12 protein-coding genes are annotated in these 25,954 nt (G+C 54.9%); 10 read left to right on the top strand and 2 right to left on the bottom strand.

Annotated features, from left to right (window positions below):
- Nucleotides 1-96 precede the first annotated feature (96 nt).
- The gene (locus tag MYS68_RS38880) at nucleotides 97-963 is read left to right on the top strand and encodes an SRPBCC family protein (protein ID WP_338043591.1); all 867 of its coding nucleotides are present in this window, start codon (nucleotides 97-99) and stop codon (nucleotides 961-963) included.
- Between the two features lie 65 nt (nucleotides 964-1,028).
- On the opposite strand, the gene MYS68_RS20220 is transcribed toward MYS68_RS38880, so the two are convergent.
- The gene (locus tag MYS68_RS20220; protein WP_420852142.1) at nucleotides 1,029-1,529 is read right to left on the bottom strand and encodes a DinB family protein; all 501 of its coding nucleotides are present in this window, start codon (nucleotides 1,527-1,529) and stop codon (nucleotides 1,029-1,031) included.
- A 257-nt stretch (nucleotides 1,530-1,786) separates the two neighbouring features.
- On the opposite strand from MYS68_RS20220, the gene MYS68_RS20215 reads away from it, so the two are divergent.
- The 7 genes from MYS68_RS20215 to MYS68_RS20185 all read left to right on the top strand — a co-directional run bounded on the left by MYS68_RS20215 (nucleotide 1,787) and on the right by MYS68_RS20185 (nucleotide 15,619).
- The gene (locus MYS68_RS20215) at nucleotides 1,787-3,331 is read left to right on the top strand and encodes a hypothetical protein (protein WP_248927582.1); all 1,545 of its coding nucleotides are present in this window, start codon (nucleotides 1,787-1,789) and stop codon (nucleotides 3,329-3,331) included.
- Between the two features lie 341 nt (nucleotides 3,332-3,672).
- Complete coding sequence (locus MYS68_RS20210) at nucleotides 3,673-4,143, top strand: hypothetical protein (RefSeq protein ID WP_248927581.1); 471 nt, start codon at nucleotides 3,673-3,675, stop codon at nucleotides 4,141-4,143.
- A 20-nt stretch (nucleotides 4,144-4,163) separates the two neighbouring features.
- Nucleotides 4,164-5,585, top strand: coding sequence for a M23 family metallopeptidase (locus MYS68_RS20205; RefSeq protein WP_248927580.1), 1,422 nt, complete (start codon nucleotides 4,164-4,166; stop codon nucleotides 5,583-5,585).
- Nucleotides 5,586-5,805: 220 nt separating this feature from the next.
- Complete coding sequence (locus MYS68_RS20200) at nucleotides 5,806-8,139, top strand: pectin esterase (RefSeq protein WP_248927579.1); 2,334 nt, start codon at nucleotides 5,806-5,808, stop codon at nucleotides 8,137-8,139.
- Nucleotides 8,140-8,253: 114 nt separating this feature from the next.
- A complete protein-coding gene (locus MYS68_RS20195) occupies nucleotides 8,254-13,161 on the top strand; it encodes a pectinesterase family protein (RefSeq protein WP_248927578.1) in 4,908 nt (1,635 codons plus the stop codon).
- 74 nt (nucleotides 13,162-13,235) lie between these two features.
- Nucleotides 13,236-14,453, top strand: coding sequence for an OmpL47-type beta-barrel domain-containing protein (locus MYS68_RS20190; RefSeq protein ID WP_248927577.1), 1,218 nt, complete (start codon nucleotides 13,236-13,238; stop codon nucleotides 14,451-14,453).
- 866 nt (nucleotides 14,454-15,319) lie between these two features.
- The gene (locus MYS68_RS20185; RefSeq protein ID WP_275983945.1) at nucleotides 15,320-15,619 is read left to right on the top strand and encodes a GNAT family N-acetyltransferase; all 300 of its coding nucleotides are present in this window, start codon (nucleotides 15,320-15,322) and stop codon (nucleotides 15,617-15,619) included.
- A gap of 641 nt (nucleotides 15,620-16,260) precedes the next feature.
- On the opposite strand, the gene MYS68_RS20180 is transcribed toward MYS68_RS20185, so the two are convergent.
- Complete coding sequence (locus MYS68_RS20180; protein WP_248927576.1) at nucleotides 16,261-16,914, bottom strand: metallophosphoesterase; 654 nt, start codon at nucleotides 16,912-16,914, stop codon at nucleotides 16,261-16,263.
- Between the two features lie 944 nt (nucleotides 16,915-17,858).
- Between MYS68_RS20180 and MYS68_RS20175 the strand changes: the two genes are divergently transcribed.
- Both MYS68_RS20175 and MYS68_RS20170 read left to right on the top strand, forming a co-directional pair.
- On the top strand, nucleotides 17,859-19,334 hold the full coding sequence (locus MYS68_RS20175) for a lamin tail domain-containing protein (protein WP_248927575.1): 1,476 nt from the start codon (nucleotides 17,859-17,861) through the stop codon (nucleotides 19,332-19,334).
- Nucleotides 19,335-19,449: 115 nt separating this feature from the next.
- Nucleotides 19,450-25,944, top strand: a complete 6,495-nt coding sequence (locus tag MYS68_RS20170) for an Ig-like domain-containing protein (protein ID WP_248927574.1) — start codon at nucleotides 19,450-19,452, stop codon at nucleotides 25,942-25,944.
- The last annotated feature ends 10 nt before the right edge of the window (nucleotides 25,945-25,954 follow it).

Below are 25,954 nucleotides of genomic sequence, written 5' to 3'. Positions count from 1 at the left end.
CGACCGCCTTCCGTTGACGAATTTATTTTCTGGGATCACCTTTGCGACCAGCTTGGCGATTTTTTAAACAAAAATTGAATTGGGAGGATTCGTCTTATGAAACAGCGCTTTACGACTCATGCTACATTTAGCATTGAACGCATTTACCGAGCCGCACCCGAACGCGTATTTGCGGCATGGTCGGACCGGAACGCCAAAGCACGCTGGTATCCGGCTGCGGAGGTATTCGACTTCCGCGTAGGAGGGCGGGAGTTCACTCAAGGCGGGCCTGCGGGCGGGCCGGTCTTTACCTTTGACGCTTATTACCAGGAAATCGTGCCCAATGAACGACTGGTGTATACGTACAGTCTGGACCAAGGGGAACTCCGGATTTCGGTTTCCATCGCAACCGTTGAATTGACCCCCACAGGCGATGGCACTAAACTGGTGTTTACAGAGCAGGGAGCGTTTTTCGACGGCCATGATACGCCGGAACAACTTGAGCAGGGGACACAACAATTGCTGGACCTTCTAGGGAAATCGCTTGGGGAAAGTAATGCGGAAACTTTCGAACTCATATCCCGCCGCAAGCTGGATGCTCCTCGGAATTTGGTCTACCGCGCTTGGACGGAACCGGAACTGCTTGCCCAGTGGTGGGGACCTCACGGTTTCACGAATACGTTCAACTCGTTCGATTTAAGGCCTGAAGGTGTCTGGGAATATACGATGCATGGTCCGGACGGAACGGACTATCCGCACCGAAACGTATTTCAAGAAATCGGGCCTGAACGTATAGTGCTGCGGCACGAGACCGGACATCCCTTTATCGTGACTGCTACGTTCGAGGACACCCAAGGCGGGACAGAAGTTACTTTCCGGCAGAAACTTGCATCGAAGGAAGATTACGACAAGCTCAAACCCATTTGCGAAGAGGGGAATGAACAAAATTTGGACAGGCTCGGATCGCTCTTGAAGAAGATTTGAGAATAGGCTGGATAAATATGGATAATCCCGTCGGACAAGTCCGACGGGCCTCGGTTTGCAGTTCGCTACTTGCCGAGTTCGTCGGCGGTCGGGCCGTAAACGCCCGGGACCGGCTGGTCGAGCAGACGCAAATAGACGCCGAGCTGCGCGCGGTGGTGGACCATGTGGCTCATGCCCATCGTACGGAACGCGATCGCCTTCGGCTGAACGGCCATGACCGTATCGCCGCGACGAAGGGTCCAATCCGAAGCCAACGCCGCTTCGTCGATGGCGTCCAGCGTCCGCTCGAGCTCCCGGATGTTTGTGTCGAATTCGTCCAGCAGAGCCTGGCGGCTCGTTAACGCCGATCTTCGAGTAGACGTGATAGCCAGGTCGATACCCGGATCGCGAAGAATGCCCAACTGCCAATTCAATAGGTTGACGACGTGTGTCGCCAATTCCCCGAGCGTGTGCGACTTTGCGTGCGGTCTCCAACCGAGATGCTCGTCCGGCAAACTTGCCAACAGCCGGCGCGTCCCCGCCCACTCATGCATGACATCCCCGATCAGCAGTGCTTTGTTCAACATCGTCTTTCCCTCCTCATGCGAGCAAGTTTGTCTTGCCCTGCCCTGTCAGTACATATCCCCGGTAAAAGCTTAATCGAAGCCAAAGCGTTTGTAAAGCATGGTTCCCATTTCCATCATACATAAACTGGAAGCTCTATTCATATTTTTATTTTTTTGTGTTTTACTATTATTGAATGGTCTATTGGACCATACGTTTCTCCGGTGGCGGACTCTTTGCACAAGGGGCTAACGAACGAATACAAATTTGAGGTGATTGCTTGAATACAAGGGCTGCAAAAAATTCACGTGCCGCCGCTCCCGGGCTACGCACCGAAGTATCGGCCGCTCCCCGGCCGGATGCTTCGGGTCCCGCCGGTTTAAAGCAGCCGGTCGTGGGCGCCGCTCAACTCCTGCAGCTGCAGCGGACGATCGGCAACCAGTCGCTGCTCAAATGGCTGGGCGGGGAGCAATCAGCTCCGCTGCAGCGCTTCGTCGATCCCGCCGTGACAGGTCCGCTAGTGGGTGCGGTAACGCGCGGTCAAATCTACAACATATACGGCTCTCACGTATGGGAAGAGTACCTACGCGTGTCCGAGCTTATCAAGGAGCGACCCGATCTGAAAACCAAGGCCACCTCTCTGCGTAGAGCCTGGGAGGCTTTCATCGACGAGACGACGACGACTGACGGGCATCCCGATAGTCCGCTGCTCAATCATGCTCAGGCCATTGGTGCGCTCAACTCGCTTATCCAGCAGATCAATGCGGCGGAACAGTCGGTATATGATACCCCGCTATCAAGCGTTAACGAGGACATGAAGATCGGAACGGAGTTCACGTTCACCAATCCGGATATTGCACGACTCAAGATTGGGAAGGACGACTCCATTATGGAGAAGGCCAACGATTATATCAAACGCTGGACTTCCGGCGGTATCGAGATCCCCCCTCAAGGCAAGACCAAAAGCCCTAAAGCCCGGGCGTTCAAATATCAGCTCAAAGAGCTGCAGCGGGAATGGTGGTGGGTGCTCGATATCGATGACGGGTGCATTGAAACGCAGACGGCGCCCACCAGTCTGAAGGATCTCAAGGGCAGCAAGGAAATTCAACACATCATCGATAACGATATATTCAATGCCGCAAAGAAACTTAAACTGGAACCGGATGCCGAGATCGGCGGCGGTCATCTGTCGCTCGATCGGGCGTCCACGTTCGGGGAAAGCTCCGTGGCGTTTCGCAATTTTATTGTGCTTTATACCAATAACGCCGACCATTGGCGTAAACTGGATGCAGACTTCATCAACGCACCGCTCGTCCAAGAGCTGCCTAAGGAATTGCGGGCCGAATTTGTTCGGGTCATCCACGAATTCGATCAGGCGTATAACGGGCCGATACATCAGAAGTGGTCGATCGATCGCCTGGTCAACGAATTGATGAATCGTGTGTTTACATTCGTCAGGACTGTGGAGCAGGTGGGCAACGCACCGCATTATCAAGCGACCAACCTGGAGCATATGCAGGATAAGGACGTATCCGCCAGGCGCATCGAAATGCGCCGCTTTCCGGCGCAAAAAGGGATCAATGATCTGCTGTACGTACATCTGCAGGAGCTGCAGCAACTTATCATAGAGAGTCGCGATAAAAGATTGATTCCTCTGAACGAGATCGATACCGAAACAAATCTAAACGCCGACAAGATCGCGGCTGGCACCGAGGTTGATGTGGAGACGATCATCAGGGCGCAGCAAAAGCTGGACCAGAACAAAAAGCTGTCGCAAAAAGAAGAACGTGAGTACAACAAAAGGTCGCTGCTGGAATCGCCATAATATTTTCCGAATCTATAAATAATTCGTGCAGCAGGTGTGACGGCACTTCGGGATATTTACAGTTGCATGTGAGTCAGCTATACGGGCAGGCTAACGGTTGCCACCGAGCTTATTTGGCTCAAAAGCGTCATTTTTAAATCGTAACGGTTGTGGCAGAGCTTATTTCTCATCTTGAATCCCTCCATACGATGAAAGTTCACAAATAACGGCTCTGGCAACCGTTACCGTTCTGAAATCGCCGATATGGCCCCAATAAGCTCATCTGCAACCGTTACACCATGATCCGCATTATTCGGTGCGGCTTTTCATTTTTTTCAACTGCCGGAGGTATAAGTTTGTTTTTGAAAAAAATATTGCCTAAACTGGTAATGGTTTTCATGACCGTAACCATAATCATCGGCTGCAGCGTTACTCATTCGGTCAACACCAAGTCAACCCAGGAGTTAGCGAAAGACTTGAAGGGGATTTCGGGGTCCGTTGAAAATGTGAAATTTACATTTACCCGCCCCAATCTGCTTATCACGGTTGATGTTACGGAAAATCCGGGCAACGATGCGGTTGAGTCGATTTTGTCAAAAGTCAAGACGTTTGCAACCGTTGACAGCATGAATGAGATCGCCCGGTCCGTTAAATGGAAATTGGAAATATCCGAAATCCGCCTTGTAATCAACGGCGGCAAAGGCGATCAAGCCGGTAGGCGTGTCTATTTCGCACGATATTTCAAGACGTACGACGCCTCGGACAACTCGGAAGAGAATATCGACGGGTATAAGACTTGGTTTGAAGAGGCGGAAGAGAGTTCATTCAAGTAACATGAAGAGGAGCATTTGGGATGAAACCGCAAAAGACGCGGCGCGAGCGCCGATCTTCGCCGCCGTACTCGAGGAAGAGTTGGCTTCTGCTGATGGGCTTCGTCGCATTGGCGGCGGCATGTATCGTCGTGTACAACGGAAGATATTTTCAGGAATGGACTTCAGCGCTTAATCCAAAGGAGGGACGGACGGCGGATGCCGGGGCTCAGAGAGAAGAGGAGCCGGTCCGGCGAATCGCGATCGAGTTTCATATGTCCGACTTCGAAAATGGCTGGCTGAGATATCAGGACGGCGTGGTGAAGACGAATGACGGGGGCGGGCACTGGCAGGAAGCGGATGCAGGTTTGCCGGGCGATCAGGCTGCGGGCAATGTGGCCGCCGATGCGGTGACGTTCGGATTGCTTGACCCCGGCAAGCATCCGCAGCCCGACACAGTAACGGTGGGGTCTAAAACGTTTCTCGTCAAGCAGTCGCAATTTTTGACGGACCGGATCGGGTGGGCGCTCGCAGGCGATACGAAGGAGCTGCCGACTCCGATATTGGTGACGGCAGATGGGGGACAAACCTGGAGCAGCGAGGTCACACCGGACATTCGCGCGATCATGAACGAAGAGAAAGAGCGGCTTCTGCGTATGAAAAAGGAGGCGTCTTTGTACGCTTCGGCCGATATCGCCAAAGCCGTAATCCGCTCGGAGTGGTCGCTCCTTCCGGAAACATCCGCACCGGGCGACGTCGTGCTCGTACGCCATAACAAACCGGGGAAGGTCGAGTGGCTGGGTAAAACGTATGTCCTGCAGCCTTTTGCAGACGGCTATTTCACCTATCTCCCCATCACCATGGGGGCAAAGCCCGGGAAGTATCCGATCGGCGATCAAACGCTAACGATTGAAGCGAAGAAATTCGAAACGCAATACCTGAAAGTAACAAAGCAAATGGAAAGCATGCGCCAGGATACGCAGCGGATTCAGGCGGACCAGAAGAAAATCGATCTGGCGCGCAGCAAGTCGGAGCCGGAGTTTCTTTTTAACGGCCCGTTTGTCCAACCGGTTGAAGGGATTTTGACGACGCCTTACGGATATACCCGCTACGTGAACGGGAAATACGACAGCTCCCATATGGCTATTGATCTGGCTGCGAAGGAAGGCACCCCGATCAAGGCGACCAACGACGGTATCGTCGCATTGGCCGAAAGTTTGTATCTCACCGGGAATTCCATTTACATCGACCATGGAATGGGGCTTTTCTCGCAGTATGCCCATCTGTCCGAGCTGCGGGTAAAAGCAGGCGATCGGGTGAAGCAGGGCGATATCATCGGTCTCGTAGGCACCACCGGGTTCTCGACGGGACCGCATCTGCATTTCACCTTTTGGGCGCATAATGTGCAGGTGAACCCGAACCTCTTTTTCAATACGACACCGTTTCAGTGGCTGAAGGCCAAGTGAAGCCGGGTCCGACGTAAAGGAGCGTTTTCGCCCTACAGGAAAGGTACATTTGACCCTAAAACGGACGTTTGTCTCATTTTATAATGGGACAGGCGTCTGTTTTTTTGTCACAAAATGATAGCGCTATCATGGCGAGGGAGGGGGAACGTCCGCTTCACACAGCAAGTGGCATTTCGCACGATCACGCTTGCTTTCCATTTTCGGAGGAGGTGTCATCATATTGCGCATTGAAATTCAGCGCGTGCTTATCTTCGCATTACTGCTGAATGCGCTGCTTGGCGGAGGCATATGGCTGCAAAACGAGCCGGCGTTCGCCGCAGAGTCAGCGGGGACGGTTTTCATCGACGACGATTTTACGCAAATGGACGACGGTATGACGGCCGAGTCGCTCGGCTATTCGTTCACGGCTCCTGCGTCCGGCACGGGGGCTGCAGCGGTTATGGTCGACCCGAACGGCGGAGGCAAAGGCATGTACGTCGGCGTGGCGGGAGCGGGAACCGGAACGGCGAAAATTGCCAAAACGTTCGCTTCGCCGCAAAAAGGAACGGTCACGGCCGAGTTCAGCTTTATGCAGCCCGGCCCCAAAAAAGTGCAGAACGTCATGTTTTCCCTGATAAGCAGCCAAAACATCCCTGTCGTCCGCATAGGCACGGACAGCAGCACCTCGCGCGGTCTCGTTTATTTTCCGAATACCGCCATACAGGGGATTACCTCATCGTATAATGTGGACGCCTGGTATACGATCAAAGTCGAAGTGAATATGGTGACGCAGCAATTCAACGTCTGGGTGAACGGAGCTTTGTCCGCATCGAGGGCAATGGCCGACAGCAACCTGGACATTTCGCGAATCGAAATCGGCACGCCCAAAGGCGACGGAGGCGAGTACATCGGCAAGCTGAAGGTGAGCGCCGCCGAACCGAGCCTAATACCGAAAGCTCCGGACATTTACTCCTGGGTGCCGCGCGACCAGGAGATCGGCCTCTGGTTCGAATCGGTAACCGCCGCTTCCTACTATTATGTCAAAACGAGGGCGACGGCCGAAGATCCGTGGTATTTGCTGAAGTATACCGGGAAAAACGTTCCGACGGAGCGAAGCTCCGCGAAAAATTATTACGTCGGCACGACGGCCCCGCGGATCGTCAATGGCCAAACGTACGACGTCGGGGTCAGTGCGGTGCTGAAAGATTCCCGGACCGGGCTCTATCACGAGGGTCCGACAACGATCATTCAGGCGGCGCCGAACGCCAACGTTCCGGTTGCAACCCCGGAGAACAGCGTGATCGGCACGATTACGCTGTGGGCTTCCTACTACTCCGCCAATTGGTCGGTAAAATCCGGCATTCATGCCGGCGATGCGCCGTTTGCGTCAAGTACGTACCGGATTACCGGGCTGCCGGCCAAATATTCGCAGATGGACTGGATCAGTCCGGACATCAGATCCCAATCCTACTCGGACAAGCCGCAAATCGCCACGTTTCCGGCAAAAGACCGGGCGACCGTGTATGTGGCGATGGACGATCGGGCAGCGCTGCCCGCTTGGCTGTCCAGCTGGACCGATACGCAGGATAAAATCATACTCGACGGGGGAGCCGTTGCGCTGAAAGTGTACAAGCAGGATTTTGCCCCCGGCGCCACCGTGACGTTGGGTTTGAATACGGCCGCGCCGGCAGGTTCCGGCAATATCGGCTATTTTGTGCTGGCGGAAAGAACGCCGGTCGGCTTGAGCGTGAACCCGGTGAATCCGTGGGTGAATACCCCTGAACTGACGGTTACGGGTTCGGTGTACGAAACCGGCGCCACGCTCACCGTGTACAACAACCAATCGCCAATCTATTCCTCCGTGCTTGCCGAAAGCGCGTTTCGCGTGCCCGTTCCGCTGACGCCGGGAGAAAACCGGTTGGAGCTGACGGCGAAAAGAGCGAACGCCGCGCTTTCCGACCGGATCGCCGTTACGGTCTATTATGACGCGGCTCCGCCGGAGTTGACGATTGCGGCTCCGCCGGCTTCGGTGCGGGAAGCCGTGTATGCGATACAAGGCACGGTGAACGAAAACGCCAATATAACGGTCAAGCTTAACGGCGTTACGGTTGCGGACAGCGTATATGCCGCGGGCGGCGTACCTTTCTCTTATCCGCTGACCTTGGCGGAAGGCGCCAACCACATCGAGATAAATGCAGTTGATGCCGCAGGAAACGCGAGCTCGGCCGAATTGGATGTGACGTATACGTTTTGGGCCGGGGAACCGGAATTTTACGATTTGAACGGACAGCGTCTCGGCACCTTGCCTTCGTCCGGGGATGTGGTCGCGCGCAAGCAGGTTGCGAATACGACAGCCGCGCACAAGCAAATCAGCGTGTTTTTTGTCCTGTTCGACGGGGACCATACGATGATCGATTACTCCTGCGTTGCCACCGATTTTGCTCCCGGGGAGACGAGGACGTTAAGCACCGGATTTACGCTGCCTGCCGCAGGGAGCGGCTACAAGCTGAAGGCGTTTGTTTGGGACAACCTCGGCGGAATGAAGCCGCTCTCGGAAGAAGCCGGGCTGCCGTGATCACAGTCCGATTAGCTAATGCCTATTGCTTATGATGCCGGCTATTTTTCGGAAAACTTAGCGAATGCTTACGATGCAAGCTTTCCTGACGGAAAGCTTTTAGGAGGCTGCTGCATGAACAAAGCCCTGCGTTTAGGGATAAGTTTATTACTTGGAATCCAACTGATTCCGATTGGCTTTTGGACGGACGTTTCTTCGGCCGCGCCGGCTTCTGAGGCTTCGTCGGCGCCGGCACAATCGGCTCCGGTCACCGAGAGCCCGGCCGGCCTGAAGGCGGCTGCGGGCGACGGCCAGGTCGGATTGGCTTGGGAAGCCGTGCCGGGCGCCGCCTATTACAACGTGAAGCGCTCCGAGGTCAGCGGCGGACCGTATACGCAAATCGCCGGCAACGTGGCCGCGGCGGCGTTCACCGATACGCAGCCGGCGAACGGCACGGCGTATTATTACGTCGTAACGGCGGTGAGCGGAGGCACCGAGAGCATGATCTCGAATCAGGCGAAGGCGGTGCCGTACGTTCAGGTTCCCGGCGCGCCGGAGGCACCGGCAGGTTTTTCGGCTACGGCGGACGACGGAAGCGTCAGCCTGACGTGGGATCCGGCGCCCGGCGCCGCTTCCTATACGGTCAAGCGAAGCGAGGCCGCCGGCGGCCCTTATACGGCGGTGGCGAGCGCTCTCTCCGCAACGTCATACAAAGACACCGGCGTCATAAACGGGTCGACGTATTATTACGTCGTAACCGCGACTAATGGAAGCGGGGAAGGCCCGGCTTCGGACGAGCTGGCGGCCGCTCCCGCGAAAGTGATCGTCGTCGATCCGAACGGAAACGGCGATTTCACGACCGTGCAGGCAGCGGTGAGCTCCGTCCCGGCAGGCAATGCGGCCCGCACCGTCATTTTCATCCGGGAAGGGATTTACCGGGAAAAAGTGACCGTGGCCGCGCCCCTCATCAGCTTTGTCGGTGCCGGACGCGACAAAACGAAAATCGTCTGGAACGACTCGAACGCGAAAATGCCGAACCAGCCGCTGAATACGGCAACGGTTACCGTAAACGGCAACCGGTTTACGGCAAGCCACATCACGTTCGAAAACGACGCGCCGCCGTCCGAAGGCCAGGCTTTGGCCGCGGCGGTCAACGCCGATCAGGCCGTATTTGAAAACGTGAAGATGATCGGTTATCAGGATACGCTGTATGCCGGGATCGCCCTGACGAGTCCGCGGATCGGCAGGCAGTATTACCGCCACAGCGTCATCCAGGGACGCGTCGACTACATTTACGGACCGGCTACGGCGGCCGTGTTCGATCATGTGGACGCGGTCAGCATCAATACGCCGGAGACCGGCACCGGCGGCTACGTCACCGCGGCTGCGACGAAAAACACGTCCGATGCGGGGCTTGTTTTCATGAATTCACGTTTGGTGAAAAACGGCACTACGGCCGGCCAGCACTATTTGGGCCGCCCGTGGCAGGATTATCCGACCGTGCGTTACATCAACACGTGGATGGACGATCATATCGCTCCCGCAGGCTGGACGACGATGCAGGTGAATCCATATTTGTTTGCCGAGTATAACAGCATGGGACCGGGGGCAAGCCCGTCCACGCGCGTGCTCGGCACGCAAATGACCGCGGCCGAGGCGAGCGAGCTGACGGTGCCGCGCATATTCGGCGGCTGGGACCCGCAGTCGCAGCCGGTCATCCTCCCGCTCGCGTCGCCGCTAATCAAAGCGGAGGTAGCGCCGGGGCAGCCCGACGGGGTGAACGATACGTACACGAAACCCGTCGTCGTTTCGCTGGGCATCACCCACAACGAATACGGCGCGTACCGCGCGGAATACCGCGTGAACGGCGGGGCCTGGACCGGCTACGCGGCGGAGTTCGAGGTTAGTGCGCAAGGCGCGAACAAGGTGGAATACCGCCTCGTGGACGAGAGCGGCCGTGCGGGAACGATCCAAACGCTCACCGTAAAAATCGATCCGAACGCACAGCGCAAAGTTCCGGCGTTTCCGGGCGCGGAAGGCGGGGCCATGTATGCGACCGGCGGCCGCGGGCAGGACGTCTACGAGGTGACGACGCTCGAAGATTACGCCCCTAGCAAAAATGAAGCGCCGATTCCAGGCTCGTTCCGCGACGCCGTCAGCCAGGGCAACCGGACGATCGTTTTCCGGGTATCGGGCAATATCGGGCTGAAGGAGCGGCTGACGATCGGCGGCAAAAACCTGACGATCGCAGGCCAGACGGCGCCGGGCGACGGGATCGCGCTCAGCGGCTATTGGGTCAATATCGGCAGCGGCGACAGCAACATCATCATCCGCCACATCCGGTTCCGCGGCGGGATCAACCTGCTCGGAGACACGGCGGACGCCTCCGGCGACAACATCATCATCGACCACTGCTCGTTCAGCTGGAGCACCGACGAGACGTTTTCGCTGAAGGAGCATAAAAACATCACGGTGCAGTGGAGCATCGTCAGCGACAGTTTGAACCAGTCGATTCACGGCAAAGGCGCGCACGGGTACGGCGGCATTTGGGGCGGCACGAACGTGACATACCACCACAATCTGATCGCGAACCATGCGAGCCGCAACCCGCGCTTCGACAGGCAGGTCGACGCCGTAAATACGCCGACCAAAATCGATTACCGGAACAACGTCGTGTACAACTGGGGCTTCAATTCGGCGTACGGCGGCGAACAGGCGACGGGTATCAATATGATAAACAACTACTATAAACCCGGCCCGAGCACCTTTGACCGCGTGAAAAAACGGCTCGTCAATCCTTCCAGCCAATACGCCGGAACATGGTACATCGACGGGAACGTCATCGAAGGGTATCCCGACGTGTACGCGGACAACTGGGCGTCGGCCGTTCAACCCGATTACGGACTTTCGTCCGTGACGCGTTTGTCCAGGCCGGCAGCGCTTCCGGATGCGGACGATCCGATCGGCGGGCCCGTTTCCACGGACAGCGCGGAGGAAGCTTATGCGAAGGTGCTGGCCGGAGCCGGGGCTGTTTTGCCGAAGCGGGACTCGCTCGATGCGCGGATTGTAAACGATGTGATCCACGGGACGGGAAAAATCGTCAATACGATCGCCAGCGACGGAGGTTTGCCGGTGCTGAACTCCGAGCCCGCTCCGCAGGATAGCGATCACGACGGCATGCCCGACGATTGGGAGGCCGCGCACGGACTGAACCCGCACGATCCGGCCGACCGGAACGGAGATTACAACGGGGACGGCTATACGAATCTGGAGAAGTATATTAACTCCTTGACGACTTCGGGGTCGGCGAATCCGGATGTAAGCATTACGAATATAACGATGCACCAAATGTTTGCGGCCGGTACGGATATCGCCATCGAAGCGGAAGCGTCGGATAAGGACGGCACCGTCGCGAAGGTCGAGTTTTACGACGGCAGCGTCAAATTGGGCGAGACGGCCTCCGCGCCGCATGTCTTTACGTGGTCCGGCGCCTCGGAGGGCCAGCATTACGTGTATGCCAAAGCGATCGACAACACCGGCACGATGACGCTTTCGTCGGTCAAGATCATCCATGTGAACGGCCCGGAAAACGTGGCGCCGTGGGTTTCCGAAGATATCGGCCAGGTCCGCATTCCCGGGACGGCCAGCCTGTCGGGGACGACCTATAAGGTGAAGGGCTCCGGCAGCATCGGTTCCGGTAACAAGGACAGCTTTCATTATGTGTACCAGCCGGTGCAGGGCAATTTTGAAATGATCGCGAACGTCGCTTTCGCTTCCGAGATCGACAACGGCGTCAGAGTGGGGCTGATGGCCCGCGAGAGCCTGCAAACCGATTCGCGCGCCGCGATGATCGCTTTGTCGGAGGAGGAAGAGGTAGGCGTGCATGCGCAATTTTTGAACAGGAGTGTCCCGGGCGGCGCATTTACGGAGGACGCCGTCGGCAGTGATCTGATCCAGGCGCCTTATTGGTTCAAGCTGGTCAGGGAAGGCAGCGCCGTTACCGGTTACGTCGGCCAAGACAAGGAGCATTGGCGCAAGGTCGGATCGGCGGAGGTTCAGTGGCCGGATCAAATGTACATCGGCATGGCTGTCGATGCGAACAAGTCGACAAGCAACTTCGATTATTTAACAGCTGCAGCGTTTACCGATGTGAGCTTGAAGCGGGGACCGGCTTTCACCGTTACGAATCCGCCTTCCGAAACCGTGGCCGCTCCCGTTTATACGATAAGCGGGCACATGACGGATGCGGCGGTCGTTACGGTGAAAAATAACGGCGCGGTTGCCGCAGGGCCGGAATATATGGAAGCCGGTGCCGATTTTTCAAAAACGATCGCCCTTGCCGAAGGGGAGAATCGTATCGAGATTTCCGCGCAAAACAGCGACGTTTTCGGGGACATGGTCAATACCAGATCGCTAACGGTCATCTATAACAAGCAAGCTGCGATCATTACGCCGGTCGAACCCGTTCCCGCTGACGTTTCCGAGCCTGCGTACACCTTGACGGCCAGCGTCAATAAAGCCGCTTCGGTTGCGGTGAAGCTGAACGGGGAAACGTTGTGGGGCCCCGGGTCGGTGCAGGCTGGCGAACCGTTCAGCGTTCCGCTTGTTTTGCGGGAAGGTCCGAACGAAATCGAGGTTTCGGCTGTCGACGAATACGGCATCGGCACCGTGGGCAAGTACCCGATTCGTTACAACAAAGATTGGGGCGCCGGATTGTTTACGGTCTCGGGCATGACGCTCAGCGATCTGAACGGGGGAGCGATCCCCGGATTAAGCGGAGATATCGATACGCGGGCCGCGGCTTCGTTCCGCAACAACTCCGCCGTTCCGCAAAGCGGCGTCCTCGTTATAGCGCTTTACGACGGGCAGGACCGGATGGTGCGCTATGCGATGGTCGAGCAAACCGTTCCCGGAGGGGCGGAGGCGGCGTTCGAGGGACTGTTCAATTTGCCGGCGAACATAGCGGGTTATAAGCTGAAAGCTTTTGCATGGAACAGCCTTGCCGGCAAACAGCTTGTATCGAACGTCGTGACGAGTCCTTGATCTTGATGCGGCACGGATGCGGAAGGACGGCTTGAGCCGTTTCCTTCCGCCCCGCATTCGAAGGAGGAGAAAGCTTGAAGAGAACGATCATAATCATGCTGTCTTGTTTGTTGCTTATCGCAGCGGCAGTGCCTGCGGCGATGGCTGCGCAGCCGACAGTCGCCGCTTCGCTGAACGACAGCACGGGCATCGTAACGATTACCGGCAGCACGGGCGCCGCGGCCGCCGGTCTTGTCACCGTCCAGGTTCGCAATGCCGCAGGCCAAATCGATTTTCTCGATATGGGGACAAGCGACGCCAAAGGGGATTTCCAGTTCAGCTATAAGCAGAAAAAACGGATCCCCGGAACTTATGCCGTCAGCGTGGGAGGGCAGTTTGCCGGAGCGATCGGAACGACGTCTTTTCCGGTGAATGCTGCGCCGCACCGGCTTGCGGCCAAGCTGACACCCGAAGCGCCGGACGGCCAAAACGGCTGGTACCGTCAGCCGGTCCGGGTCGCTATCGAGGAGCAGAACGGTTCGGCGGATGCCGCCGCCGTTGAATACCGAATCAACCAGGGCGAATGGACGGCGTATGCCGATGCTTTTACCGTGGCCGCGGAAGGCACGAATGTGGTCGAGTACCGCAGCGTGGACGACAGTGGAGTGCGGGGAGATGTGCAGTCGACGACCATCCGTCTGGACCGGACGGCGCCGGTTACGACGGCGGCGGCGAGCCCGGTCGACGGCAAAAACGGCTGGTACGTTTCGAATCCGACCTTGACGCTCACGGCAACGGATAATGTGTCGGTTGCCGCAACGGTTTACCGGGTCGACGGCGGCTTGTGGTCGTCTTATACGCAGCCGGTTACGCTGTCCGTGTACGGCACCCACTCGGTCGAGTACAAAAGCGTCGATCAGGCCGGCAACGAAGAGACCGCCAAATCGGTCACGATGAACATCGACAAGGTACCGCCGACGGTTCGCGTCGTTCTGGACAAAACGACGCTCTGGCCGGCCAACAAAAAAATGGTTACCGTAACGGCCTCCGTTTACGCGGCGGATGACACTTCGCAGATCGACTCGGTCGTGCTGAAGTCGATCACGAGCAGCGAGCCGGGCGGTGCGGACGATATTCAGAACGCGCGGATCGGCACGTTCGACACTTCGTTCAGCCTCCGTGCGGAAAGGGAAGGCCGCGGCTCGGGACGGATTTATACGATCACGTATACCGCCACCGACAAGGCCGGGAACAAAGCCGATGCTTCGGCAACGGTCGTCGTTCCCCACGATCAATCGGGGAAACCGAAGTGAGGTCCGATTAGAGAAGCCGGCGTTCGCAGTTTATGCGGACGCCGGCTTTGTGCTTGTATAGGAAATTATAGCGGGTCTTTTTTTGTGGATAAAATTAGAGCTGAAATGGAGGTAATTATGCTACTGGGAAAATAAAGCATTAGACTCGTCGCTGGCATTAACGGGTCGATAGCTCAACGAACCAAGGAACAGCTCGCCGGTGGCATCTGTTCCTTGGTTGATTAAGCTAAAAAGGGTTTGGGACGCTTTAAGCGAATATATAAACAATTCCAAATCAAAAAAAGGGGTGCTTTTTATATGAAAGTAGGTTCAATAGTACAATTTCTCTATTCAGTTTGTGTATTTCTAGTTATTCTTATTGTTAGTAATGCATTGATAAGAGCTGTATTTGATGCGAATATGAAATCAAATCAGTTATCAAATCAAATAATTTTGGTACTCAGTATTGGCATATCTATTTATTTAACTAGAAAGTTTATTCGCCGCCGTAGTAAGGCATTGATGAAGAAATAGCCGAGATTTAAAGTTTTTTTTATCCAAAGGATTAACGGGTACGTTTGTATGGCCGCATGAAGTGGCTGAAATAATGGTGGTGAAAAGCGTGTGGCAAATAGCTCAGACTCTATTTTTTATAATGGAGTATTGGTATTATTTTGTGATTATCGCCTTATTTATTTTTGTTGTCATTTCATTTAATACTATAAGAAAGAGAAAGAGATTGGAGATCCATAAGAAGTATCGTGAAATGGGAGCTCTAGACAACAAGGATATTGCAAAAGGAGATTAATCAGTCACGAAGATAAAACTTACACACTGAAGCTGCCGCAGAACGATGCCGGCAGCTTCATTAAGAAAGCGGGCACGGGCTGTATTTATATAAATACTTCGACCATCAGTGGACAGACGAGTACCGTCGTCCGTTTATAGTAAAGGTTGATGGAGAGATTGCAGGCTTTGCTTTAATTATGCTGGATGTACCAAAAGAACTTATGAAACTAAGTACATCTCAAAAAACAAATGTAATAAGTGATTTCTTTATTATGAGGAAATACAGGCGTAAAGGGGTAGGTAGACATGTGGCTTATTCACTGTTTGAGATGTTCACAGGTACCTGGGAGATAAGACAAACACTTGCCAACAAGTCTGCATATACGTTCTGGAAATAAGTAATTTCCCAATATAAAGAAAACAAAATTTTTCAAGAACAGATTCTACAGGATGAAAAATGGAATGGTCCTGCATTTGTATTTGATTCAGGAACGATTTGAATTAACGGATACGATAGTTCAAACCTTTTCCTTCCCAAGCTCGTCCTGCGTCATTGTTGTTGAAATCCATATAACTTGAGGGACCAAAGGTGTCGAAGAAGGTTGAGTCAGAGTTTAAGCAATCATCTTCTAATTTAGTTGCATAATCCAAGAGAAATGAAATGCCGGAATGCATCAACGATATTATCAACAACTTGCGTATATCCGTGATCTTTCATATATTTTGTTTGATCCGTATTCGCTTGGTCGGCAGCCGATTTAGATGCAAGTGCATATTCAGCCGTAAGGTCGTTGGTATCCATTGCTGCTTCGATATCTCTCTTTAAGGCTGCAAATTTCGAGGTATTCCCGCATGCCTAAAAGGTCGCAGCTCGCCCCAGTGTAATGGACCTACTCGTAAAATGAAAGAAGAAAAGGCCGAGGGCTAGGATAGCCGTCGGCTAGATCTCTTTAAAGGTCACCCGAAGGGTGATTTTGTTCATCTAAGCATGCAAGCTCGTCGCTAAAAATTTGGAGCAGCGGCAATCCGCTTCCATAGATCAACCGAGATCGTGCAGGGTAACTTCGCTCCGAATAAGGAAACGGGCGTTGATTCCGGCCTGACCGATTCCTTTGGAAATGTAGAAATGGCCATAGGGTCCTGCGTGTAATCCCTTATAAATACCGGCAGCAGCCAGTTTGCCTTTCTTTTTGAATTTGAACAAAAACGGTATGTTGAACTGTTTACCGTGGAAATGGCCTGCCATCAAGTAGGTATACTTGCGATCAATATAAAGTACAAGATTGGGGTCGTGTGTCAGCACAAGGGTCGGTTTGCTTGGATCCACTCTCTTAAATGCGTTGTAAACTTTGCTATGCCTGCTGCAAAAATCATCGATGCCAACAATTTGAAGGTTACCGACGGATGTGGACTGATTGATAAGGACTTTGATGCCCGCGTTTTCGAGAACCCGGATCAGCTGCTTAAATGCAGTGGACTTCAATCGATGATCGTGATTCCCCAATACGGCAAAAACCGGAATACCCGGCTTGGCGATCGCTTGGGCATATCGCTGCACCTTTAATAAATACCGGGGTTTTTCCGTGAAGTCCCCCGTGAGAAAAATGTAATCGGGAGCTTCTTTTTGAATCAAGCGGGTCAATCTTTCCGAACTGATGCGGAGCTTCTCGACATGAAGGTCGCTGATTTGCAAAATCCGGACCCCAAGCCCGCAAGAATAGCGGACGCGTTCCACCTTAAGCCATTGGGTCGGAAAGATCAAAGCGAAATAGATGACGGCAGCGATAAACAAAATTATAATGATGATCATTGAACAAGTCCTTTGCGTGAAATGGATCCAGTTTATGGATTCCTTTATAAAATCATATTTGATGACAGGGATATTATCAATCAATCCTAAAAATATTTATTTCAGGAGCTTGTTCACCAAAACTTAATCTATATTTCATCCTCTCCTAACATCCGATCCTTATATTCGCATTAATTACAATATATAACATAATGCGGGGTATAAGGAAGCGACGGTACCTTGTGACAAGGAACAAGAGGGGAGGAATAGCCAGGTGGTCGGGTATAGCTGTTTGAAGTGCGGGCGATTGCTCGTTGACGAGCAAGAGGATGGTACGATTCGTATCCGGGCGAGACTAATCTTGGCCGTGCAGTCGAGGGAGGTTGTGCAGGTCATTTGCCCGCAATGCAAGGAAAAAGCCGAGCTCCCTTTTATGCTGAAGCCGCTCGGGCCAACGGAATAGCCGGTTTGATAGAGACACCGCTGCGAATTTCATTGAATTTTGTAGACGGCATATTAATTTTCGTGAAAATGATACAATTTGTTTCTTTTTTCGATACGCAACCTTTAAATTGCCCGTACATTCGCTTAACATATTTGTCCAAAAATCATGCTATACTCAATTTGCTGGTACAACGAAGTCCTCGGGACGGCCAAGCTTCTATGGCTGTTTCCCGGGGATTTTTTTGTTGGCGGAAAGGAGGGGAAATGCTGGAGTTCGGTAGGATACGACATGAACAGCGAAGGCGATCGTTACACGGCTGGAAAGGATCGCCAAGGCAGCATGGTCTTGGGCACACTGCATCCGCAATCGTCAGAAATGAAAAATTTGAGGAGGTAATGACCCTATGAAACTGTTCCGTAAATTCGCTCCGGCCTTCATGGCCGCAAGTTTGCTCGCATCCTTATCCCCTGTCGCTCCAGCAGCGCAAGCCGCTTCGAACACGGTTGTCATCGCCGAAGTGTTCAACGGTTCGGACGGCGCCGAAGAGTGGGTGACGCTCGCCAACCTGGGTACGACGGACATCGATTTGACCAACTGGGCTCTGCAGGACTACAGCGGCTCCGGTGCGGCGCAAGCCAAATGGACTTTCCCGTCCGGTTCGAAAATTCAGGCGAAGAAGCTGCTCGTCATTGAGAAAACGGCAGGCAACTCCGGTGCGGCGGCCAAAGGAGTGGCCACAATCACAGGCGGCAGCTTCAATTTTGCCGGCGCCAGCGACCGTCTCGATCTGATCAACGCCTCCAATGCGCTGGTTGACGGCTTAGCTTGGGGTTCCTCCAACTCGGTAGAGGGCTTCAGCATTGCCTCTTCCTCGACCAGCGGCTCGTCGTTCGAGCGCAAGACGGCAACGGACACCGACAAAGCTGCAGATTGGCAGGCGGTTTCCGGTACGGCAGTTCAAGCTTATGCGTGGGCTCCGCTTCCCGGGCAAACAACCAGCGCTCCTGTTATAACGGCAGTATCTCCGGTCGAGAACGCGGTGAATGTAGCTACTACCGCCAACCTGACGGTTACGTTTGATAAAACGGTAGCCCCGGGAACCGGCTCCGTGACGCTGCTGAACAAAACGGATTCCCTGTCGGTCGCCACGTTCAGCCACGCTGACGCCGCCGTCGATGTCGTCGGCAGCACGCTGACCATCGATCTGCCTAATCTGACAGCCGGCAAGGAATACGAGATTACGATTCCGGAAGGGTTTGTTTTAAGCGGCAGCAGCAAAAACGGGTTGAAAACATGGACGTTCTCCACGGCGCCGATCCTCTCTTCGAACATTTCCGCCGTTCGTTCGACTGCGGTCGGACAAATCGTCTCCGTACGCGGTGAAGTTACGGGTGTTTTTGGAAGCAATAATGTATGGATTCAGGATACGACAGCAGGCATTCGCGTATACAAGGCAAACGGGATCAGCGGCTTGACGGTCGGACAAGAAGTCGTCGTATTCGGCACAGTGGCCAACTACAATAACGATCTGGAGCTTGACGTTTATGACATTCAGGTGAAATCCGATAATCTGATCACGCTGCCCGCTCCTTCGGTCGTAGCCGTTAATCAGGTTGGCGAAGCTAACGAAGGCAAACTGGTGAAGGTGCAGAACGTGTGGATCAAATCCGATTATACAACCGGTGCCGGCGGTGTCGTCGTGACCGACGGTACGAACGATCTGGTCGTATATGCACAGGCAGGAACGGATGTGAAGACGTATCTGCAAGGCTTGCCGAAGTCTTCCGCAAACAAGTTCGACATCGTCGGCATCAGCTCCGTCTTCAATACGACGATCGAATTGCTGCCTCGCACAACTTCCGATATTACGGCAAAGTAAGAAGCGGATCATATGAATGAGTAACGGAATACAATCCGGATCGGCCTCCCCACAGGGGAGGCTTTCCGGGTGTTTCCCTTTTCAAAAGCTCGATAAATGGACGAGGAGGACTACAGTGACCAGACGCAAATGGAACAGCCGATTGTGGCTTGCAATGATTTTGCTCGCAGAACTCTGCGCTGCCCTGCTCGGCAGCCTGTCGTGGAGGATCGCCCCGGCGGCCGCTGCTGTCGCGCAAGAGGTGATGATCGTGAAATATCATGCGGGTTCTTACGGTTATTGGATTACACTGGCTAACGTGACGGACCGCGATATCGATCTGACGAATTGGCAAATGAACGATTACAATGCCCCGGGGGATCCGCCGACTGCAAAATGGAAATTTCCCGATCATACGATCATTAAAGCCAAATCGCTCTTGGTTGTAGAGCAGATAGCCGGTTCCGGCACCTCGGAAGCTGTGGCGCACGGAATTCCGGTGGTGAAATCGCCGGGGGAATTGTTATTCGGGTTATCCCGCGGCGGGGATAAGGTATTACTTTGGAACGCAGACGGCCAAATTGCCGATGAGCTCATATTTAATTGGGAGTACCCCGATTCGCCTTACATAATCGAAGGTTTTTTAGGAAGGAGAGAAGCGTACGAACGGGTCTCGACGACGGATACCGATACGGCAGCCGATTGGACGAAAATCGCGAGCCAGGAAACGCCGATTCCGGCGTGGGAGTGGGCACCGCTTGCGGGCAATCCGGCGCCGACCGCTGCGCCTGCGGCGGACAAGCTCCGGTTTGACAACGCGAATCCCGCGTCAGCTGAGGTCACCGGTCAGGATGGAGCCGTGGAAGCCGGCTCCACCGTCAAGGCGTACGGCAGCGCAGCCAAAGAGGCCGTCCTCGGTTCGGCTACAGCAACGGCAACCGGATCGTTCGCTCTGACGTTTAACAATGCGGCGTCTTTGCAGACGGTCTACGTAACGGCCACAGCGCCCGGCAAGTCGGAGAGCGCTGCAACCGCGCTCGGCGCCATTGTAACCGATACGGTCCCGCCGGTCAAAGTATCGAACGTTCCGGCAGACGGAGCGGCGGATGCGGAGCTTGACGCAATAATTAAGTTAACGTTCAATGAACCTGTCGCTGCGGGTTCTATGATACAAAATGTATCTGTAAAAGGTGCAAACAACAGCTCCGTGAGCGGAGTCCAGACGTCCGTAATCGGCAATGAACTGACAATTGCGCACGCTGCTTTCGAACATAACACGACTTACACGGTGACGGTGCCTGCTTCCGCAGTTAAGGATATGGCAGGTAACGGCAACGCGAGCGATATCGTCTGGTCATTCACCACCGTCGCCCGGCCGGAAGACAAAGTGTTGATTGCCAAATATCACGTCGGGAATTTCGGGGGCTGGATTACATTGGCGAATGTGACCGCTCATGATATCGATCTGACGAATTGGCAAATGAACGACTACGTTACACCGATGATAGAAAATCCGAAATGGAAATTCCCCGATCATACGATTATAAAAGCGAAATCGCTGCTTGTCGTCGAAACGAGGTATGGAACGGGTTCGGTCGGAGCTGATACGAACGGAATTCCGGTCGTCACGGCCCCGGCCAACGGCTTCAATATTGCTCATGGTGGAGAAAAGCTGCTGCTGTGGAATGCCTCGGGTCAGCAAGCTGACGAACTCATCTTCAATTACGATTATCCCGATTCTCCCTTCGTGATTCGGGATAATTTAAGCGATAAAATGTCGGTGTTCGAACGAAAATCGACTGACGATACGAACTCTGCGGATGATTGGAAGAAGACGACGGGCGGGACGCCGATCGCCGCATGGGTATGGGCGCCTCTTTCGGGTGACGTGAACCCTCCGCAAACGTCGGCGCCGGATGCCGGGCGCATTCAATTTAACAATGCGACGCCGTCATCGGCCAGAGTGACCGGGCGGGACGGCGCGGTTGAACCGAACGCGAAAGTGATTTTGTTTAACCCGCTCAGCTCGAGCCAAATCGAACAAACGACTACGGCCACCGGTACGGGATCGTTCGAGTTCACTTTCAATAATAGTAACAACCATAAAACGGTGTCCATATCGACGGTTGCGAAAAATAAAACCGGCAGCGCTACCGTGGAGTTGCCGGCGGCTTATGACGAGACGACTCCTGCACCGATCGCAGCTAAATTAAGAGCTGTCTATACCAGCTCGCCTGACGCGGTTGTGCTTGGGCCGGCCGATGCAATTCCTCAAAATGCATTTCTTACCATATATGCGAGTCCGGCCAAAGATACGGTGCTGGCCCAATGGATGATAGGCGGCGGAACCCCCTTTCCGCATACGCTTTATTTTACCAACAGCGGCTTGAACCCGATCGTCTATTTGTCGACTTTAGCGGAAGGGAAGAACGAGAGCGAGCTGGTTGCGCTTCCTGTCGAAACCGATACGGTAAAACCGGCGATTGTCTCCCTCTTTCCGCAAAATGGTGCAACCCAGGTGGCGGTTGATGCCGAAGTAAAAGCCGTATTCAACGAACATATTAAAGGTCATACGGCGTTTGACCAGATTTCAATCAAAGATGAAAACGGCGTTCCGGTATCATTGGTCAACCAGATCTGGAATGAAAAAGAATTCAGCCTATCGCATGCACCCTTTGCCGAAGGCAAGACCTATACGGTGAGGCTTCCGGCCAATTCTTTCTCTGATTACTCAGGAAATGTTGTCGACGAGGACATCGTCTGGTCCTTTACAACCTCCGGCGCTTCGGATACAACGCCTCCGGACAAGCTTTCGTCTTCTCCTGAAGCGGGAGCAACGAATGCGTCGCGGGATGCGGTCGTAAAGATCGTATTCAATGAGCCGATCGCAGCCGGTACGGCGCTCCAACGGATCGCCATCAAGGACGCGGGCGGCAATCCTGTGGCCGGGGTACAAGCTGCAATAAGCGGCAGCGAGCTGACGATTGCGCACGATGCATTCGCTGAAAACACCGTATATACGGTGACGGTGCCCGCCCAGGCCGTTAAGGATGCGGCGGGTAACGGCAATGCAAGCGAAATCGTCTGGTCCTTCAAGACGGCGGACGCGACGGCGGCCAAACCGGTCATCTCGCTGACGGCGAGCGAGTCGGAAGTGCCGGCAGGCACGCCGTTCACCGTGAAAGTGAACGCGGACGATTACACGAACGTATACGGCACGCAAGTGCAACTGACGTATGATCCTGCGCGGTTGCAGCTGCAGGATGAGAATGCAAGCGAGCCGGGAGTGCAGGTGAAAGCCGGAACGCTGTTCGCCGGAGGCGAATCGGCATTGATTGCGAATAAGGCGGATGCGGGAACGATTACGTTCGCCGGGACGCTCGTCGGAGGAACGGGAGGAGCAACCGGAACGGAGCCGGCATCGGTCATCGAGCTGACGTTTATTCCGACAGGCCCTGCGTACGGGGAGACGCAAATCGGGATTTTGAGCGAGCAGGTGAAGCTGGCGGGATATCCGTCGGCGAATCCGGCGGAATGGCAGCTTCCGTTCGACGTGACAGGCAGTCCGCTCAAGGTCAACGTGAAAGCGGGCGGTCCCGATACGGCAGCTCCAACGTGGCCGGAAGGCGGCAGGTTGGAAGCAGGCGGCGTTACGTCAACCGGCTTGACACTGAATTGGCCGGCAGCCAGCGACAACGTAGGTGTTATCGGCTATAAAATTTTGAAGGACGGAGCGGAAGTAACGACGGTTTCCGGCTCTGTGAACAGCTATACCGTGAATGGCTTGACGGCGAACACGGCATACGCCTTCGAGGTTCAGGCAGGCGACGCGGCGGGCAACTGGAGCGCGAAACTGAGCAAGACCGTGACGACTACAGGCGGCTCGCAGGCCGGCAAAGCAATCATCTCGCTGACGGCGAGCGAGTCGGAAGTGCCGGCAGGCACGCCGTTCACCGTGAAAGTGAACGCGGACGACTACACGAACGTATACGGCGCGCAAGTGCAGCTGACGTACGACCCTGCGCGTTTGCAGCTGCAGGATGAGAACACGAGCGAGCCGGGAGTGCAGGTGAAAGCCGGAAAGCTGTTCGCCGGACGCGAATCGGCATTGATTGCGAATAATGTGGATGCCGGGACGATTACGTTCGCCGAAGCGCTTGTCGGAGGAACGGCAGGCGTAACCGGTACGGAACCGGCATCGGTTATTGAACTGACGTTCGTGCCGATCGGCGGGACGTCCGGCAATACGAGCGTGACGATTGCGGCGGATCAGCTGAAGCTGGCGGGATATCCGTCGGCGAATCCGGCGGAATGGCAGCTTCCGTTCGACGTCACGGGCAGCCCGTTGACCGTGAATGTGAACACAAGCGGTCCCGATACGGCGGCTCCGACATGGCCGGAAGGCAGCAAGCTGGAGGCGGATAACGTGACGCATCAGTCCGTTACGCTGAAGTGGCCGCCAGCCACCGACAATACGGCAGTCAAGGGGTATAAGATTTACCGCGAGGAGCTGGCTACCGTCAGCGGAACTGTTTATGGCAGCAAGCGGGTGAATCTCACCGTTCTCGAATCGGTATACCGGGAAGAAGTCGGAACCACTCCGGAAACACTGTTTACGGTAACCGGACTGAAGCCGGATACGGTCTATAATTTCTTTGTGGAAGCCGGCGATGCTGCGGGCAACTGGAGCAAGAACGGCCCGTCCACGCAAATAACGACCAAGAGCGCTCCGCCCAGCGGAGATGCCGAAGCGCCGAGATGGCCGGAGGGCAGCAAGCTGGAGGCGGAAGCAGTTACGCAAACCAACGCGACGCTCCGCTGGACACCGGCTGTCGATAATATGGGCGTCGCGAATTACAAAATTACTAAAGACGGCGTTGAGATAGGATCGGTTTCCGGCGCTGTGTACAGCTACAACGTAACCGGTTTGTCGGCAGGCACGACGTATCTCTTCCAAATCCAAGCCGGCGACGCTGCAGGCAACTGGAGCGCGAACGGCCCGAGCGTACGCGTCACGACGAAGGCCGATACCGCCGGAGATACCGAAGCGCCGGTGTGGCCGCAAGGATCGAGGCTGGAGGCGGCTTCGGTCGGCAGGCACGACGTATCGCTGAAATGGCCGTCGGCAACGGACAACGTCCAGGTTACATCCTATCGAATTTATAAGGGAACCGAACTTCTTACAACGGTCAGCGGTGCCGTGTACCAATATTCGGTCGGCGGATTATCGAGCAATACGACATATGCCTTTGAAGTGCAGGCCGGCGACGCCGCAGGCAACTGGAGCCCGAAACTGAGCCTTTCGGTTAAGACGGATCGCTCCGGCAGCAGCGGTGGCGGCAGCTCCGGAGGCAGCTCTGGCGGCAGCGGCGGAAGTCCTGCCCCGACGACAACCGCATTGACACCTACGGATAACGGAATCGTAGTGCCGGCTGACATGATAAGCACGACCAAAGACGGAGCCGCCACTATCGTAACGATCGATGACAAGAAGCTGGCCGATGTATTTGCTCTCCTGAAGGGCCTAAATGCAAATGCGCAGCGAATCGTGTTTCATATCGACGGGGCAGAGCCGACCGTAACGCTTCGGCTTTCCGCCGGCGTGCTTGCGGATGCGGCACAAGCTGTGCCAAATGCCGTTATTGTCCTTCATTCCGGATCGACAAGCTACGAGCTCCCGATCAACCTGGTCAACCTTGCGCAAACAGCCAAGGAAATGGGGGCGGAGCTCAAGGATATGAAGCTGAATTTAACGTTGACGACTTTGTCAGGGACGAAGCTGAATGAATTGATCACGGGTATGAACGGCGCCACGCTGCTGTCTGCGGCGGAGTTCAAGCTGTCGGTAGAAAGCGCAAGCGGCAGCCGGACGATCGACAGCTTTAACGGCACGATGGTGAAACGGATGATCGCAGTTCCGTCCGGAGCGGACCTGAGCCAACTGACCGGCGTTCGCATCGAGAATGGGCAACCTGCATTCGTGCCGACGGTGTTCCGGATGAACGATGGCGTCATGACAGCGGTCATACTCAGTCCGGTCAACAGCGTTTACGGCGTACTGCAGCACAAGAAATCGTTTAACGATATTGCCGGACACTGGTCACGGGCGGATGTCGAGCTGCTCGCCTCCAAGCTGGTCGTGCAAGGGACCTCGGAAAGCACTTTCTCACCGGATACCGAAGTTACACGTGCGGAATTCGCCGCCCTGCTCGTCCGGGCGCTCGGAATGCCGGCGGGTGAAAAAGGAGCGTCTTTCGGGGACATCACTCCGAGCGACTGGTTCTACGGCGCGGTCAGCGCGGCTTCCAAGGCCGGATTCATCGAAGGCTTCGAGGACGGCTCCTTCAGGCCGAACGCGAAAATTACCCGCGAGCAAATGGCGGTCATGATCTCGCGCGCGTTGAAAGCAGCCGGCAAGTCGGCGGCAGGCGCAGCGAACGGACTGGATAAATTCAGCGATCAATCAAAAGTGAGCGGCTGGGCGAAGGATGCTCTGGGTCAAGCGCTGGAAGCCGGTATCATCAGCGGAATGACCGACTCTACGATTGAGCCGGCGCAAAATGCATCCCGTGCGCAATCGGCGGTCATGCTGAAACGACTGCTGCAATTTGTCGGATACATCAATCCATAACAAGCAGGAG

The organism is Paenibacillus hamazuiensis (assembly GCF_023276405.1).
Classification (GTDB): domain Bacteria; phylum Bacillota; class Bacilli; order Paenibacillales; family NBRC-103111; genus Paenibacillus_AF; species Paenibacillus_AF hamazuiensis.
The sequence above is the reverse complement of the archived record's forward strand: the minus strand, read 5'-3'. Positions and strand labels throughout refer to the sequence as shown.

What these genes read in the sequence shown, in the direction of transcription:
- MYS68_RS38880 (WP_338043591.1), top strand. Translation starts at nt 97, where the DNA reads ATGAAACAGCGCTTTACGACTCATGCTACATTTAGCATTGAACGCATT.
- MYS68_RS20220 (WP_420852142.1), bottom strand. Translation starts at nt 1,529, where the DNA reads ATGTTGAACAAAGCACTGCTGATCGGGGATGTCATGCATGAGTGGGCG.
- MYS68_RS20205 (WP_248927580.1), top strand. Translation starts at nt 4,164, where the DNA reads ATGAAACCGCAAAAGACGCGGCGCGAGCGCCGATCTTCGCCGCCGTAC.
- MYS68_RS20195 (WP_248927578.1), top strand. Translation starts at nt 8,254, where the DNA reads ATGAACAAAGCCCTGCGTTTAGGGATAAGTTTATTACTTGGAATCCAA.
- MYS68_RS20175 (WP_248927575.1), top strand. Translation starts at nt 17,859, where the DNA reads ATGAAACTGTTCCGTAAATTCGCTCCGGCCTTCATGGCCGCAAGTTTG.